This window comes from Actinomyces graevenitzii C83, assembly GCF_000239695.1.
GTDB classification, from domain to species: domain Bacteria; phylum Actinomycetota; class Actinomycetes; order Actinomycetales; family Actinomycetaceae; genus Actinomyces; species Actinomyces graevenitzii.
Genome location: NZ_JH470338.1, coordinates 933551 through 949024 on the forward strand (window position 1 = coordinate 933551; position 15474 = coordinate 949024).

Annotated in this window: 15 protein-coding genes; 9 read left to right on the forward strand and 6 right to left on the reverse strand. The window is 58.0% G+C overall.

The window, feature by feature from the left end:
• Nucleotides 1-92: 92 nt before the first annotated feature.
• A complete protein-coding gene (locus tag HMPREF0045_RS04025; protein WP_005985759.1) occupies nucleotides 93-311 on the forward strand; it encodes a DUF3107 domain-containing protein in 219 nt (72 codons plus the stop codon).
• A 133-nt stretch (nucleotides 312-444) separates the two neighbouring features.
• Here HMPREF0045_RS04025 and HMPREF0045_RS04030 read toward each other — a convergent pair whose 3' ends face one another.
• On the reverse strand, nucleotides 445-1092 hold the full coding sequence (locus HMPREF0045_RS04030) for a ferritin-like fold-containing protein (RefSeq protein WP_005985761.1): 648 nt from the start codon (nucleotides 1090-1092) through the stop codon (nucleotides 445-447).
• 104 nt (nucleotides 1093-1196) lie between these two features.
• On the opposite strand from HMPREF0045_RS04030, the gene HMPREF0045_RS04035 reads away from it, so the two are divergent.
• The gene (locus HMPREF0045_RS04035; RefSeq protein WP_050807462.1) at nucleotides 1197-2750 is read left to right on the forward strand and encodes a DEAD/DEAH box helicase; all 1554 of its coding nucleotides are present in this window, start codon (nucleotides 1197-1199) and stop codon (nucleotides 2748-2750) included.
• Between the two features lie 390 nt (nucleotides 2751-3140).
• Here the strand turns inward: HMPREF0045_RS04035 and HMPREF0045_RS04040 are convergent, their stop codons facing one another.
• Together HMPREF0045_RS04040 and HMPREF0045_RS04045 are read right to left on the reverse strand one after the other, a co-directional pair.
• Nucleotides 3141-3767, reverse strand: coding sequence for a MarC family protein (locus tag HMPREF0045_RS04040; RefSeq protein WP_005985766.1), 627 nt, complete (start codon nucleotides 3765-3767; stop codon nucleotides 3141-3143).
• Complete coding sequence (locus HMPREF0045_RS04045; protein WP_005985768.1) at nucleotides 3767-4612, reverse strand: PHP domain-containing protein; 846 nt, start codon at nucleotides 4610-4612, stop codon at nucleotides 3767-3769. The genes HMPREF0045_RS04040 and HMPREF0045_RS04045 overlap by 1 nt, the downstream gene beginning before the upstream one ends.
• A gap of 229 nt (nucleotides 4613-4841) precedes the next feature.
• Between HMPREF0045_RS04045 and HMPREF0045_RS04050 the strand changes: the two genes are divergently transcribed.
• The 4 genes from HMPREF0045_RS04050 to HMPREF0045_RS04065 all read left to right on the forward strand — a co-directional run bounded on the left by HMPREF0045_RS04050 (nucleotide 4842) and on the right by HMPREF0045_RS04065 (nucleotide 9720).
• Nucleotides 4842-6383, forward strand: coding sequence for an aminopeptidase P family protein (locus tag HMPREF0045_RS04050; RefSeq protein ID WP_005985770.1), 1542 nt, complete (start codon nucleotides 4842-4844; stop codon nucleotides 6381-6383).
• A 174-nt stretch (nucleotides 6384-6557) separates the two neighbouring features.
• Nucleotides 6558-7850, forward strand: a complete 1293-nt coding sequence (locus tag HMPREF0045_RS04055; protein WP_005985772.1) for a magnesium transporter MgtE N-terminal domain-containing protein — start codon at nucleotides 6558-6560, stop codon at nucleotides 7848-7850.
• Nucleotides 7843-8451 (forward strand): DUF1003 domain-containing protein, encoded by a 609-nt coding sequence (locus HMPREF0045_RS04060; protein ID WP_005985774.1) that lies wholly within the window; start codon nucleotides 7843-7845, stop codon nucleotides 8449-8451. Before HMPREF0045_RS04055 ends, HMPREF0045_RS04060 begins: the two co-directional genes overlap by 8 nt.
• Before the next feature lie 126 nt (nucleotides 8452-8577).
• Entirely contained in the window at nucleotides 8578-9720 is a 1143-nt protein-coding gene (locus HMPREF0045_RS04065; protein WP_005985776.1) for a P-loop NTPase, read from the forward strand.
• 295 nt (nucleotides 9721-10015) lie between these two features.
• Here HMPREF0045_RS04065 and HMPREF0045_RS04070 read toward each other — a convergent pair whose 3' ends face one another.
• Nucleotides 10016-10651, reverse strand: a complete 636-nt coding sequence (locus tag HMPREF0045_RS04070; protein WP_005985778.1) for an O-methyltransferase — start codon at nucleotides 10649-10651, stop codon at nucleotides 10016-10018.
• 167 nt (nucleotides 10652-10818) lie between these two features.
• On the opposite strand from HMPREF0045_RS04070, the gene HMPREF0045_RS09560 reads away from it, so the two are divergent.
• Nucleotides 10819-11748, forward strand: a complete 930-nt coding sequence (locus HMPREF0045_RS09560; RefSeq protein WP_005985781.1) for a twin-arginine translocase TatA/TatE family subunit — start codon at nucleotides 10819-10821, stop codon at nucleotides 11746-11748.
• An 88-nt stretch (nucleotides 11749-11836) separates the two neighbouring features.
• Here HMPREF0045_RS09560 and HMPREF0045_RS10030 read toward each other — a convergent pair whose 3' ends face one another.
• Together HMPREF0045_RS10030 and HMPREF0045_RS04080 are read right to left on the reverse strand one after the other, a co-directional pair.
• On the reverse strand, nucleotides 11837-11998 hold the full coding sequence (locus HMPREF0045_RS10030; protein WP_005985783.1) for a DUF3117 domain-containing protein: 162 nt from the start codon (nucleotides 11996-11998) through the stop codon (nucleotides 11837-11839).
• A 136-nt stretch (nucleotides 11999-12134) separates the two neighbouring features.
• The gene (locus HMPREF0045_RS04080) at nucleotides 12135-12920 is read right to left on the reverse strand and encodes an LOG family protein (RefSeq protein ID WP_005985786.1); all 786 of its coding nucleotides are present in this window, start codon (nucleotides 12918-12920) and stop codon (nucleotides 12135-12137) included.
• A gap of 245 nt (nucleotides 12921-13165) precedes the next feature.
• Here HMPREF0045_RS04080 and HMPREF0045_RS04085 point away from each other — a divergent pair, with 245 nt between their 5' ends.
• Together HMPREF0045_RS04085 and HMPREF0045_RS04090 are read left to right on the forward strand one after the other, a co-directional pair.
• Nucleotides 13166-14947, forward strand: a complete 1782-nt coding sequence (locus tag HMPREF0045_RS04085; RefSeq protein WP_005985788.1) for a hypothetical protein — start codon at nucleotides 13166-13168, stop codon at nucleotides 14945-14947.
• Between the two features lie 18 nt (nucleotides 14948-14965).
• The gene (locus HMPREF0045_RS04090) at nucleotides 14966-15451 is read left to right on the forward strand and encodes a metallopeptidase family protein (RefSeq protein ID WP_005985790.1); all 486 of its coding nucleotides are present in this window, start codon (nucleotides 14966-14968) and stop codon (nucleotides 15449-15451) included.
• The last annotated feature ends 23 nt before the right edge of the window (nucleotides 15452-15474 follow it).

Sequence of the window (15474 nt, forward strand, 5' to 3'; positions counted from 1 at the left end):
CAATTCGTGTATTTTTTGCATTGCAGTAGCATTATGTAAGTAAATTTCCCGCATTCCCTGCCGGCCCACTACTTCTTTACTAGGAGCTTTACATGCAGGTCACCATCGGCATCACCAACGTTGCGCGCGAGCTAACCTTCGAGACCAATGACAGCCAAGAGCGCGTACTTTCCACCATCAAGGCCGCTCAGGGCTCCCCCGCCGTAGTTCTCGACGACGACAAGGGCCGCAAGGTTTATGTGCCCACCTCCGCTATTGCCTACGTAGTGCTGGGTGAAAGCGAGCCGCGTCGCGTGGGCTTCGCCCTCTGATTCTTCAGGCGCCTTCTTTAGACTGCTGCTGGGCGCCACTTTTTAGGCGCCCCTAGGCGCCGCGCCGCCAGCTAGAGGCGCGCACAAAACCCCACCGGCCTAGCCGGTGGGGTTTGTTTTTATGCAGATAGCCTCATACGCGCAGGCCCAGGCCCTTCATGCGGGTGGCCGCCCCAGCAGACAGAGCGTCGTGGTAGCCCTGGCGGGCGGCGTCGTCGGCAGCTAAACCCTTAAAACGTGCCAGCAAAGCGTGGAAAGTACCCACTTCCTCACCAACCACGCGCCGCCCCCACAGCCCCAAGCGGGCCGCCAGCTGCGGGTCAGAACCGGCTGCACCCAAAATACTGGCAGAAGCAAAAGCATCCAGCTCACGGTGGTCCAGATAGGGCGCCAGCTCAGAGGCCAGCGCCGGAGGCAGCAGCGAAACCGCATGGGCCGCAAAGTCGCCCAGCAAACCCATACCCAAATAAGTCTTAAGCACACGCTCAGGCCAGTCAGCCGGGCGAGTACGCTCATCGTAATCACCCAGCGCCCCCATAAACGGCTGCGCATTATCTAGCGCATCAACCCCCAGCTCACGGCTACGGGTAGAAACCGCCTTAAAATCCTGCGTGGTTTGGGCACTTAGCCGCATCAACGCGGCCCGCGTGACCATGTCGGGAGCCATATAAGCATCCTTGCCCAGGCGAATGGATTGCACCGATAAAGACCAGGTAACCAGCCCAGCCACCAAATTAAACGCGGGGGCCCCAGAGGCTGAAACATTAGAAGCAGTGTCCATGGCAACAGTTTAGTCAAAGCCGCTCACATTAGTGAGGCGCTGACGTGAACTACCCCATTTACACTGCCATAAAGCCAAAAAAGCGCCTAAAGTTGAAGGCATATATGAGCGAGAACAATACTAACATTGAGGCCACAAACACTGGCCTAATTAACTCCGCTGCCGCCACCGCTGTGCGCCCCGATGAGGTAGACGCAGACATCAGCGCCACCGCCGACAGCCTTGATTTAGAGACCAAAACCTTCGCCCAGTACGGCGTAGAAGAGGAAATTACCAAGGCCCTAGACGAACGCGGCATCACCCACCCCTTCCCGATCCAGGCATTAACCCTGCCGGTGGCGTTAGATGGGGCAGACATTATCGGTCAAGCCAAAACCGGTACCGGTAAAACCCTAGGCTTCGGTATTCCGCTGCTAATGGACACCCTAGGCCCCGGCGAGGAAGGTTGGGATGAAGACCCAGCCTCCGGCAGCGCCCAGGCCCTGGTTATTCTGCCCACCCGTGAGCTGGCCAAACAGGTAGCTGAAGAGCTCAGCGCCGCCGCCAAATACCGCACCGTGCGCATCGCCCAGGTTTATGGCGGGCGTGCCTATGAGCCCCAAATTGAGGCCATTAAAGCTGGTGCGGAGGTTATTGTGGGTACCCCCGGGCGCCTGCTAGACCTGATTAATCGCGGCATTTTGCGTCTAGACCACGTCACCACCGTGGTGCTTGATGAGGCCGATGAAATGCTTGACCTGGGTTTCTTGCCTGACGTGGAAAAGATCCTGGCCGCTACCCGCCCCGACCGCCAAACCATGCTCTTTAGCGCCACCATGCCGGCCGCAGTGATTGCCCTGGCCAGGCGCTACATGAACCAGCCCACCCATATTCGGGCCCAGGAAGATCCCGCAGACGACACCCTCACAGTGCGCAGCGTCTCCCAGTACGCCTACCGCGTGCACGCCATGAACAAGGTGGAGGTTATCTGCCGCATTTTGCAGGCCCGCGAGCGCGAAGGCTGCATTATTTTCTGCCGCACCAAGCGCACCGCCGACACGGTCACCCGGGAGCTGTCCAGGCAGGGTTTCGCCGTGGCCGCGCTGCATGGTGACTTGGGCCAAGGTGCCCGCGAGCAGGCCATGCGTGCCCTGCGTAACGGCAAGGTGGATGTGCTGGTAGCTACCGATGTGGCCGCCCGTGGTATCGACGTCGACGACGTCACCCACGTTATTAACTATGAGTGCCCCGAAGACGCCATGACCTACGTGCACCGCATCGGCCGCACTGGGCGCGCCGGCAAGCACGGCACGGCGGTCACCTTTGTGGATTGGGAGGACCTGCCGCGTTGGCGCCTGAACTGCAAGACGCTGGGCTTGGAGTATAAGGAGCCGGTAGAGACCTACCACACCAGTCCTCACCTCTACAGTGACCTGGATATTCCTGAGAATGTGGGTAACCGCCTGCCACGCTCGCAGCGTAAGCGTGAGGGTTTAAGCGCTGAATATATTGAGGATCTGGGCACCACTGGCTCTCGCTCTGCCGCCCGTTCTCGCGGCCGCTCTCGGGGCCGGGGGCGCGCTCACCGTAAGGCCGACGACGCCGTGCGCACTAAGCAGGCTAAGTCGCGTCGTCCCCGTAAGCGCACTCGCGGTGCTCGCCGCACTAAAGCTGAGTAAAACCAACTGGGCAAAACCAGCTTGAAGCCGACTAGAAGCCTGCCGAAAAGGCTGCTTAGCCAAGGCTGCTGGTTAAGCCTGCTAGCCAAGCCACAAAAACTGGGTAGCTTCTTAAAACCCACTGAGTGAGCTCTAAGGAGTACACTGGCTCAGGTAGGCTCCTTTAAACGCCGCAAACCCCCGTGCTCTAACGAGCCGGGGGTTTGTTCTTGGTTTTGCAGCCAGCGGCATACGGTTTTGATTGGCCACGCGCCTAGGCGCCCTGAGCTGGGCCCTTGGCCTCCCGCACGGCGAACGGTTTGGCCGCCCGCGCGGCGGGATGCTTGTTGCGCACGGCGGGGCCAGCCGCTATGGACGGGCCAGTCCCAAGGACAGGCCCCACCGCTGAGGCTAGGCCCCGAACTGCTTTACAAAGGTCTCTACCGCGTCCACCATCATCTGCACCGCAATAGCTGCCAGCAGCAAACCGGCAATACGGGTTAGCAGGGTGATACCAGACTGCTTAAGAATCCGGTTAAGCACCGTGGAGAAGTGCAGGGTGAGCCAAATGACCACGTGTGACATCACGATAGCCACACCCACACTAATCCAACCGGCGGTGGAGCCAGAAGAATCAGCTGCCACCATGGCGGCCACAATCGCACCGGGCCCAGCCAGTAGGGGCGTACCTAGGGGCACTAGGGCTGCGTTAACCCCACCGGTAGCGTCAGGGTCAGGATGCTCATCCATTTTGTCAGTAAGCAGCTCCAAGGCCACCAACAGTAGCAACAGACCACCAGATAGCTGCAAAGCGGGCACGCTAATACCTAGAAACTCTAGAATGTAACGTCCAGCTAAGGCGAATACTAAAATTACGCCAAGGCTAACTAGCGTAGCTGTGCGGGCAGATCTTTTACGCTGCGCATCAGACTGTTTTCCAGTTAGTGACAGGAAGATCGGGATGGCCCCCACCGGGTCTTGAATAACTACCAGCGTAGCTAGCGAGGTAGCAAACACATGGGGTTCAAAGATTTCCACTACCCCTCCAGAATGGGTAGCAGCCCCTGCTCCACAACGCGCTCGTAGAACTCTACCGGCATTAGGTTTTCGCCTAAACGGTTAGGTTTACCCGCCCCGTGGTAGTCGCTTGAACCGCTAATTCCCAGCCCCAGATCCTTAGCAAGACGCAGGGCCTGCGCACGGGCGGCGTCGTCGTGATCGCGGTGATAAACCTCAAGACCAGCCAAACCAACCTCAGCCATGCGAGCAAATACCTCATCGGGAATTAGGCGCTTGCTGCGGCTAGCGGCACGCGGGTGAGCCACCACCGGCACTCCCCCAGCTGCGCGTACCAGGGCGCAGGCTTTGACCGGGTCGGGGGCGTAACGCTCCACGGTGTAGGGCGAGCCAGGCTTAAGCGGGCCGGCAAAAACCTCGCTGCGGTTTTTAAAAGCCCCGGCAGCTACCAGCGCGTCAGCAATGTGAGGGCGTCCCAAAGTGGCTCCGGGAGCTGTCTGAGCGACAACTTCTTCCCAGGTGATGGGGTAATCCTTGCTTAGTCGCTCAACCATAAGGCGGGCGCGCTCATGGCGGGCTTCATGCGAGCGCCTAAGCTCCCGATTTAAAGCCACATTGTCGGGGTCGTGTAGGTAAGAGAGCAGATGCAGGGTAATTCCCTGGTAGGAGCAGGAAATTTCCATGCCGCGCAGCAGTTTCAGGCTGGTGCCTTCGATTGCTTGCGCAGCTTGGTGCCATCCATCTGTGGTGTCATGGTCGGTCAACCCAATAACGTCCAGGCCGCATTCGAGAGCGGAAGCGACTAACTGTGCTGGGGTTTGGGTGCCATCGGAACAACTTGAATGAGTATGAGGATCAATGCGCACACTTGGATTGTATGGCCTAGGTGGCTCAGGCGCCGTTAGGCTCACCCGGTTGTTAAGATGCCGGCCCTAGAAGTCTTAACGCCTCACTGTCAGCGAGGTCCCAGCCTCGCCGCCCCCGCACTAGGAGCCGTAGCGCCCAACCCCACCGCCAGCACCGAGCCCAGCCGCGCCGGGGTCCAGCGTTTAAACGGCTTAGGGCCCAGCGCGTTAAACGGCTTATGATGGCTTTATGACTGAGGAAAAATCCGCCGCTTCCAGCGACAACCAGACTTTAGCTGACCGTGGTAACAACCGTTCACGTCAGCCTGCCAACTCCGCTTTCCGCGAGTTCATTGGCTCTAACTGGGGCCCGCGCCCGGAAAACACGCAGGGTCGTAATGAGTCTGCTCCTTGGGCTGCTGCCCGCCGTGAGGCTTTGGGCAAGCTGTTCCCCAACAAGCGCCTAGTGATTCCTGCCGGCCCGCTTAAGGTACGCAACAATGACTGCGATTACCGCTTCCGCCCACACTCGGCTTTTGCGCATCTGACCGGTACCGGCACTGATTTTGAGCCCGACGCCGTGCTGGTGCTTGACCCCATCCGTGACGGCGGTCAGGGCCCCACTCACACCGCTGTGCTTTACTTCCGTCCGCGCGCTTCACGTTCAAGCGAAGAGTTTTATGGCGACCCGCGCTACGGCGAGCTGTGGGTAGGGGTGCGTCCTTCCCTGGAGGAAGTTGAGCACGCCACCGGTATTGCTTGCGCCCACATTGACTCTCTAGGTGACGCCCTAGCTAAGGATGCGGGCACGCTAGAACTGTGTGTGGTTAGCGAGGCCGACCCCAGTGTCACTGAGCTGGTTAACCAGGTGCGCAGCCAAAACGGTGCAGTAGACGCCCAGGTTAACGCCGCTAACGACGCCAAGCTGCTAGAGGCTTTGGCTGAGCTACGTTTAATTAAGGACCAGTGGGAAATTGAGCAGCTGGAACTGGCTGTCTCGGTCACCAAGTCCGGTTTTGAAAAGCTGATTCGTTCCCTGCCGCGCGCCACTGAGCACTGGCGTGGTGAGCGTGTGCTGGAGGGTGCTTTTGGCGCCGTGGCCCGCGAAGAGGGTAACGGCCTGGGCTATGACACCATTGCCGCCTCCGGTAACCACGCCAACACGCTGCACTGGATTAACAACGATGGGCGCGTGCTTGAGTCTGACATGGTACTGGTTGACGCCGGCGCCGAGGTGGACTCGCTCTACACCGCTGACGTGACCCGTACCCTGCCGGTTTCGGGTACTTTCTCTGAGGCTCAGCGCAAGATTTATCAGGCAGTTCTCGACGCCGCCGATGCTTCTTTCGCTAAGGCTAACGAGCCCGGGGTGCGTTTCCGCGACCTGCACAATGCCGCCATGGAGGTTCTGGCTGAGCGTCTAGAGTCTTGGGGCTGCCTGCCTGAGGGCGTCACTGCTGCCCAGTCGCTTTCGGCTGAGGGCCAGTACCACCGCCGCTGGATGGTGCACGGCACCAGCCACCACCTGGGTCTGGATGTGCACGACTGCGCCCAGGCACGCCGGGAAATGTACATGGATGCGCTGCTAGAGCCGGGCATGTGCTTCACCATTGAGCCGGGCCTGTACTTCCGCGCCGATGACCTGCAGGTACCTGAGGAGCTGCGCGGCCAGGCTGTGCGCATTGAGGACGACATTGTCATTGACCCTGATGGCAGCGCCCGTCGCATCACCGCCGATATTCCGCGTGACACCGACGACGTCGAAAACTGGGTACGTTCTCTGCGCGGCTGATACGTAGTTAAGACCGGCGAAATTTAGCCATTAAAACTGTCTTTACTGGCTGATCTAGGTTTTGGGGTGGCACTTACTAAGAGGTGCCACCCCAAAACTATTTGGTTTATTTAGCCGATCTTTTCACACTTTTGAGGTTAGCTCTGGCCATAGCTAGGGGGCTAACCTAAGACCATGGAGGTTATGCGCACCCATTCCACAACCCGCGTCTACATCGCTCGCCTAGCCGGCACAGCGGTCTTTGACCCGCTTGGTGATCAGGTAGGCAAAGTGGTTGACGTGGTCGTTTTAATTAACCTACGCTCAGCCCCCCGCGCAGTTGGGCTGGTAGTTGAGGTACCCGGGCGCCGTCGAGTATTTGTGCCCCTTTCCCGCGTAACCGCCATGGAACCGGGGGCGGTAATTACTACCGGCGTACTTAACGTACGCCGTTTCTCCCAGCGTTCACTAGAGACCCTGGTGGTGGGTGAGCTTTTAGATAAGCGCGTAACCCTGCGTGACGGGTCTGGCACCGTGGAAATTCGCGACGTGTGCATCGAAAAAGACCGCAACCATGACTGGAATGTGACGCGCCTATTTGTGCAGCGCCCGGTCACTGGGCGCCTGGGGCTACGCAAGGGCGAAACTTTCACCGTTGAGGTGGGCGACGTCATCGGCCTGTCGCTACGCCCCAATGAGCAGGGGGTTAGCGCACTGCTGGCCACCATGGAGGATCTAAAGCCTGCTGACCTGGCTGATGCCCTGCACGAGTTACCCCCGGTACGCCGCCTTGAGGTGGCCACGGCCCTAACCGATGAGCGCCTAGCTGACGCCCTGGAGGAGCTTTCGGCTGAGGATTCGCTAGCTATTTTGTCTAAGCTTGAGGCCCCACGCGCCGCCGACGTTTTGGATGTTATGCAGCCTGACGACGCCGCCGACCTAGTCTCCGAGCTGCCCTTACCTAAAGCTGAAGCCCTACTGGCCCTGATGGAGCCCGATGAGGCTGCCGACGTGCGCCGCCTGATGGCTTATGACGACTACACCGCCGGTGGTTTGATGACCACTGAGCCTATTATTTTGCCTCCCGAGGCCACTGTAGCCACCTTCCTGGCCCACGCCCGTAAGGAGGAGGGCAGCCCGGCCCTGGCCACCATGGGTTTTGTGGCTCGCCCCCCGCTAGAGTCACCTACCGGCCGTTTTATTGGCGTGGTGCATTTACAGCGGGCCCTACGCGAGCCTCCCCAAACCCTGGTGGGCTCCATTATTGATCGGGATCTGGAATCAGTTTCCCCGAGTGACTCTATTGGTACGGTTACCCGTATTTTGGCTACCTATAACCTAACCGCCTTGGCTGTAGTAGATGATGCAGACCGCCTGGTGGGAGCCGTCAGCGTCGATGACGTTTTGGACCACCTCATGCCCGATGACTGGCGTGACGCTGACGATGACGTAACCGATGAGGCCATCGAAAAGAGTGCAAATGGCTGACTCTCTAGACACTCCCCTAGACCCTTCACAGCGCGGCTGGAAGCCGTGGCGGCGCGGCGGCGGCGATAAGGACGGTTTTGGCCGTTTTGCTGAGGCCACCGCCCGATTTATGGGTTCACCCTCATTCGTGCTGTATATGACCATTTTCGTAACCGCCTGGATCGTTGCGAATGTGGCCCTAGCTAGCGTGGGTTATGCCTGGGATGAGTACCCATTCATCCTGCTTAACCTGGCTTTTTCTACCCAGGCTTCATATTCAGCGCCGCTGATTATGTTGGCACAGAACCGCCAAGATGACCGCGACCGCGTAACTGCTGAGCAGGATCGTCAGCGCGCTGAGCGCAACCTGGCTGACACCGAGTTTCTGACCCGTGAAATTGCGGCGCTGCGTCTAGCTATGAACGATGTGGCCACCCGCGACTTTGTGCGTTCAGAGATGCGTGACTTGCTGATGGAGATTGTGGCTGAGGAAAGTAACCTGATCCAGGCCGCCGCCCAGCAGCAAGCCGAGTTTGCTCAGCGCCAAGCTCAGCTAGAGCAGCAGCATCAGTTAGATCAGCAGTGCCAACAGCAAAACAACCCTACTTCCAACCACGACTAGACGCCGTCTATCGGCCCAGCTAACACCCTTTTGGGGGCGGCAGCTTTTTCGCTGCTAGATATCTCAAATGTGATCTATGACCGCACTGCTTCTATAGAAGTGTTAGCTGGGCTTTAGTATTAGCTCATGACACTACCCACCCAAGAGGCTATTGAGGCCGCTCTAGAGCGCGTCATCGATCCTGAAATTCGCCGCCCAGTTACGCAGCTGGGCATGGTGCGTTCTATTGATATTGCCGACGACGGCGCAGTTACTATCGGTTTGAACCTCACCGTGGCAGGTTGCCCGCTTAAAGACACCCTAACCGCTGACACCCAACGCGAGGTTGGCGCCGTCGCTGGCGTAACCAGCGTCAAGGTGGAGCTGGGGGTTATGAACGACGAGGAGCGTGCCGCCCTACGCACAAAGCTGCGCGGTGGCGTGGCCGAGCCGGAAATTCCTTTCACCAAGCCCGGCAACCTGACCCGCGTCTATGCGGTCACCTCCGGTAAGGGCGGCGTTGGTAAATCTTCGGTAACCGCCAACTTGGCTGCCGCCATGGCCGCCCAGGGACTCAGCGTTGGCGTAGTTGACGCCGATATTTACGGTTTCTCTATCCCCCGCATGTTGGGCGTGGACCACGTACCCACCCAGCTTGACGGCATGATTGTGCCCCCGGTTTCCCACGGGGTGAAGGTTATTTCTATCGGCATGTTTGTGGGCGAACACCAGCCAGTGGTGTGGCGTGGCCCGATGCTGCACCGCGCCGTGCAGCAATTCCTCACCGACGTGTTCTGGGGTGACCTAGACGTGCTGCTGCTAGACCTACCTCCGGGAACCGGTGACGTGACCATTTCGGTGGCTCAGCTGCTACCTAACGCCGAGATTTTGGTAGTAACCACCCCGCAGACAGCTGCCGCTGAGGTGGCTGAGCGTACCGGCCTGATTGCCAGCCAAACCAAACAGAAGGTGGTTGGGGTAATCGAGAACATGTCCTACATTGAGCAGCCCGACGGCACCACCCTAGAGATTTTCGGTTCCGGTGGAGGCGCCCAGGTGGCCGCTAACCTGAGCCGTGAGCTGGGTTATGAGGTGCCGGTGCTAGCGCAGCTGCCGCTGGACATTAATGTGCGTGAGGGCTCTGACTGTGGGGTACCGGCTTCTATTGCCGACGACGGCCGCCCCGCCGCTGGCTCCAGCGCCGCCCAGGGTCTAGCTGGGGTGGCGCGCAAGCTGGGTCACCGTGCACGCGGCCTGGCTGGCCGCAGCCTAGGCGTCAGCCCGGTTTAAAGACACCGCGCCTTAAGCTGCACTTTTAAATCGCCTCTTTAATCTGGCGTTTTTTAACGAGCACGCTTTGAAACGAACGCGCTTTGACAAACCAAACCTTCACCAAACCAAGCTGTGGGGGGCCCGCTTGCAATGCAAGCGGGCCCCCCACGTCTAACCTGGTTTCGGACCTGATCAGTTTTAGACCTATTCGGTTTTGGACCTAACCAGTCTTGAGCCTAACCAGTTTTGGCCCTAAGTGGTTTTGGCTCTAATTAGGTCTAATCAGTTTGGGTCTCTAGCCGGGTTTGGCTATCTAGCTGAGTTTGACGCTAACTAGCAAGCCGTCGCCCACTGGCAAGATATTGGTCAGCAGTTGCTCGTGAGCGATAAGTTCACGCCCCAGTTGACGCATGATTACGGTTTGCGGATCGCGACGGGCCGGGTCAGCCACATTGTCGTTCCATAGCGCGCGCGTGATGGCTAGGATGCCGCCTACGCGCAGCATACGTAGCGCCATGTTGACTAGGTTGGCGCTTTCGCTGGGGCCGCAATCGAGTACCACCATGTCGTAAGAGTTGGCTGCCATACGTGGCATCACGTCGCTGGCGCGTCCGTTAATCATGCGGAAACGCGAAGCTTGGTAACCGGCATTCATAAACATGCGCCTAGCTTGGCGATGTAGTTCAGCCTCCAGATCAATGGTGGTTAGTACGCCGTCGGAACCCATGCCTGAAAGCAACCACAAGCCTGAGACTCCAACCCCGGTACCAACCTCAGCTACAGCCTTGGCTCGCGATGCGGCTGCCAGCATACGCAGCGCTGCACCTGTACCGCTGGAGACCGGGGTGGCCCCCAGTTCAGTGCCGCGCAGACGGGCCAGCGTCAGCACCTCGTCTTCGAAAGCCTGCTCCTCGGTATAGACCCAGGTGAGGTTTTTATCAGCACGCAACAGACACTCCTGGCATATGACGGGTGGGAACAGCGCTTACATAGTATCGCCTTAAGGAAGAAAATATGGCCAACTAGCTCACCAGGTGGGCAAGGCCATCATTCCTAGGGCATAAATTGGCCCCGGTTAGGCGCCGCAGCTGCATAGGGGAATTTATACTAGGAGACGTGTTTGGTATTAGCGGTGGCGAGTTCCTAGTAATCCTGCTGGTGATCATGGTGGTGATCGGCCCCTCCCGGCTGCCTGAATACACGCGTACTTTCGCCCAGTTTGTGCGTAAAGCCCGCGTGAGCTTGGAAGGCGCTAAGGCTTCGGTACGCGAGGAGCTAGGCCCAGAGTTGTCAGATCTGAAGCTGGCTGATTTTGACCCGCGCAATTACGACCCGCGCAAAATTGTGCGTGACGTTATGGGTGAGGATCTTGAGGCTATTAAGCGTGATCTGAGCAATCCGCTTGAGGCCCTTAAAGAAACTGTCACCGACACGGTTTCTGTAGCCGACGACGTCGCCACTAGCGGCCGCGATGCCCTGCAGTCCCAGCCTGGGCAAGCTCCCCTGGCTGAGCCCACTGATACTAATGACACTGCCGGGGTTAACGCTGACCAGGCCAGCGCGGCTGACACTGACGCTGAACAGGCCAGCACCAGCGCTAGCGCACAGGCTACTGACAGTGACGCAGCCAGCACTGAGACTGATTTTGCCCCTGCCGTTACTGACGCCCCCGAGGCCGCCGAGAGCGGCAATTTTGATGACACTGCCTACATAAACCCGCCCGACTCGGTCACTAGTGCCCAAGTAGACACCGGCAACTCAGCTAGCGCACTCAACCAGGCACTAGAGGGCCAGAGTCTTGATGATGAGCCTAGCGATGCTGACAGCGACGCTACAACCAACGCTGACGCCCCAGCGGCCACCGCCCCCACTGCGGCGGCTGTAGACGCTGCCGCAGCCAATATTGCGCTGGCTCCCCTAAGCGATGCTGATGCGGCTCTGCTAGCGCAGCTACGCAGCCAGGTGGAGCTAAGCCCGCGCGATATTTTGCGGGCCGCTAACGCGGCCAAGCGCCCCGCCCCGGCCGCAGCCGGCGTCGAGCTTTAAACTACGCAAAATTGGCTTAAAACCGCTATTTATAAAGCAAAAGGGTCACTCACAAAGAGTGACCCTTTATGTATGTTAGCGCTGAGACTTAGATGGCCTCTAACGCTGCGGCGAGGTCTTTGACCTCTTCGGGGCTAATTTCAAGCACCAGTCGGCCGCCGCCTTCTAGAGGCATACGCATAATGATGGAACGACCTTCCTTGACTACCTCAAGCGGACCGTCGCCAGTCCGAGGTTTCATGGCTGCCATGGCATCACCTTTCGCTAATCACGAGTATGGATCCCAAAACGCACACTCAACTGCTGCCAGTATAGTCTTGTAAACCTTTAAATGTGATCGCTAGGTGCGTAAAAACACCAAATTTCATGGCTGCTATTTAACGCTATCAGCACTGCTCAGCACGGCGATGAGCGCGGTTTTCTGCGGCTTTAGCGGCAATCCTGGCGCTAGCGCCAGAAACCACCAGGTCAACCGCCTGCTCAGCATTATCAGCTAGCTGCAATAAATTCATGTCATCAGCACTAATCATGCCTTCCGCAACCATTGTGGTAGACATCCAATCTAACAATGGCCCCCAATAATCTTCTCCCACTAACACAATTGGGAAAGAGCGGGCCTTTTGAGTTTGCACTAAGGTAGTAGCTTCAAACAATTCGTCCATGGTGCCAAATCCCCCTGGCATAACCACGAAACCATCCGAATACTTAATGAACATAGTTTTGCGTGCGAAGAAATAGCGGAAGTTAACGCCTAAATCAACATATTCGTTTAGGCCTTGTTCGTGCGGCAACTCAATTCCTAAGCCAACACTTAAACCGCCTGCCTCATGAGCCCCACGGTTAGCCGCTTCCATCATGCCCGGACCGCCACCGGTGATAACCGCATAACCGGCATTAGCTAAACTGGCCCCTACAGCGCGAGCTTGCTCATAGGCGGCCGCGTCTTTAGGAGTGCGGGCTGAACCAAAGACGCTGATAGCCGGGCCAATGCCAGTAAGCGCCCCAAAGCCTTCTACAAACTCAGACTGGATACGCAACACCCGCCAGGGGTCCTCATGCAGCCAGGCGGCGTCGTCGGAGCTAGCTAGCAGGCGAGCATCGGAGGTGTCTCGCGGGATCTGGCTACCACGCAGCAGCACTGGGCCACGGCGATAGGCTTCACGTTTGCTCAATTATAATTTCCTAACCTTAGGGCAAATGCCGTTCCATTACTAACAAAGTGCCACTAAAACCATACCGCCGATATCACTATCTGAACGCTTTTTGCGCCACCGGCGTGTAACAAAGTAAGGGTATGCAAATCCCCCGAGGTTGATTTGTATTACAACACGGTCTCTTTAGGACCTAATCGCTAACAGCCTTTTATCAGCTTTGCTAGGATACACACAGGTTAATTACTCCCTTAAGAGAGGAAGCCATGGTCCCGTCGTGGTTACTCGCCGCAAACCGGCGTCGCAACAGTGCGCTAGCTGGGCTTTGCATTGCAGCTCTAGCGCTCCCCACGCTAGCTAATGCAGCCCCTGAACAATCTGTCGAAAACGAGCGTACCTGGGTAGGTACGCAGATCGGCTCTACCATCGCCAAGGATCGGTTCTGTGATGTCAATGGCGATGGCAGGGGCTATGGCTCTACCAGCTCTGGTAAGCAAGACATCGTTACGGCCTCCCCTTCCGGCCTGGTTACCGTCATTCCGGGCGGCAACCCCGGCGGCAAAATGCCGGTGGCGGGCACAAGCAGCTTCAAGATTCCTGCTTCACCTAATGTTTCTGTCTCCTGCGTAGCTGACGTTGACCATGATGGCAAAGATGAGATCCTGGTTTCCTCATCAACTGCCGGTAAAGCTTGGCTAATTTACGGCAGGACTGACTTTTCTGACGTTGACTACACCAAGCTCTCAGAAAAAGGCCAGGGTTTCACTATCACCGGTACCCCGGGTACCACCAACTTCTCAGCCGTCTTCGCGAATAGAAAATACGACGGCGAGTACACTAGTGACATCGTCGTACTTAACCCTGAAGGCGACCACTCAGTGGCTTATCGTCTGAGTGCTGATAGGCGGGTCGATATAGATTTAAACGATCCCGAACACTATACGACCAACCAGAAGTTGTACAGCCCTACAGGCATGTTCTTTGATTCCATTCAACCCGTCAGCAATGTTGATGTTGGTGGCCGTACCTACTACGTGATTACCGCCTCTGATGCTAATGGCAAGCACGGTAAAGCTTGGTTAGTAGCCGATATTATAAGCTATCCTGACCTAGACGACCCTCTCCGTAGGGCCGTTGAAATCACTCTGGAAGGCAACACCTACCTGGGTAAGGCCACTACAGCTGCTAGCGCCGGAGACGTTAACGGCGATGGCTACGATGACACCCTGATTGGTTTTAATGGCGGCGTGGCGCTGCTTTATAGCGGTCACAGCACCTACACGATTAACAGCGCTAACCAGACTGACCCCAATGTTGCGGTGCTTACCGGCACCGGCTCTGGCTGGTCAGTGGCTTCTTATGCCCGTGAGGGTAAGCCTAATTTGGTGGCTGTAGGTGCCCCCCATGCAGGCGACGGCGAGGTCTACTACTTCCCGACCACTGCTTTTACCGCTGGTTCTCACCCCATCAGCGGTTTGGGTGACCAGGTAACCACCATTAAGGCTAAGCAGCCAGGTACTCGCTTTGGTATTTCTGTGGCCTTCTCTGGCGCGTGGCCTACCGAAACCCCTATTTTGGTAGCTGGCGCAGACAATGCCACCAAGGAAACGCCTGCTAGCGCCGCTGATTTTGGCCCCAACGCCTATATTCAGGCTGTGTATTTGGGCCCGGCAGCAACCCCCACGCCTGCCCCCACCGAGACAGCGCCCGCAGCCCCCACGCAGGAGCCCACGGCGGAACCTAGCCAGGAGCCTACTGCGGCCCCCACGCAGGAGCCCACGGCTATCGCTATCCCGCAGGAGCCTAGGACCCCGCTTTCGCCGCTGCCGGTTGTGCCCGCTAAGCCTTCACCGCTACCTGCCCCGGTTGACGCTGGCGTGTTGGTAACTGACAAGCTGCCTAGCGCTAACGCCAAGGTTAAGACTGGTGCTGTGCACTCTTCTAAGCTGGCTATCACCGGTTTGGATGCCGCCGCTGGCCTATTTGCCCTAGCTTTGTTGGCTACTGGTGCGGGCGCGCTGGTTTTGCGTTCTCGCCGTAGCGCCTGAGCTGAGTAAACTGAGGGCGTGAAAGACCCTCAGATTGCTCGCCGTAATCTATATGTACGCGTAGCCGCCTCACCTGGTTTCAGTGGGGCGGCTCGTGCTAAACGCGCACGTAGACGCGCGCGCCACGGGCGAAACCTGGGTCTACCTCTGCTGCGTCCCAACCACCCGGGCTGGAATACTCGCTCAGCCCAGTTTGATCAGGTGGCAGTGGAGATTTTTAGGGAGCTATCCCAGCGCCACTCTAAGCTTGGCCAAGTTGAGCTGGCAGTGGAGGCAGTGCCGGCTTCAGATCCGGCCCCCTGGGAGGATGCCACCTGCCTGGCCCGGTTCTTCCCGGCTGAACATAAAGCAGGTTTGCACGCTCGAATTGTGCTCTACCAGCGCCCTATCCGCTCCCAGTGTATTAGCCCTGAGCAGTTGCAAGAGGTGCTTTATATCGTGCTGTTAGAGCAGTGTGCCCAGGCCCTTGGGGTTTTACCCCAAGACCTGGACCCTGATTACTAAGCTGGACCCTGATTACTAAGCGA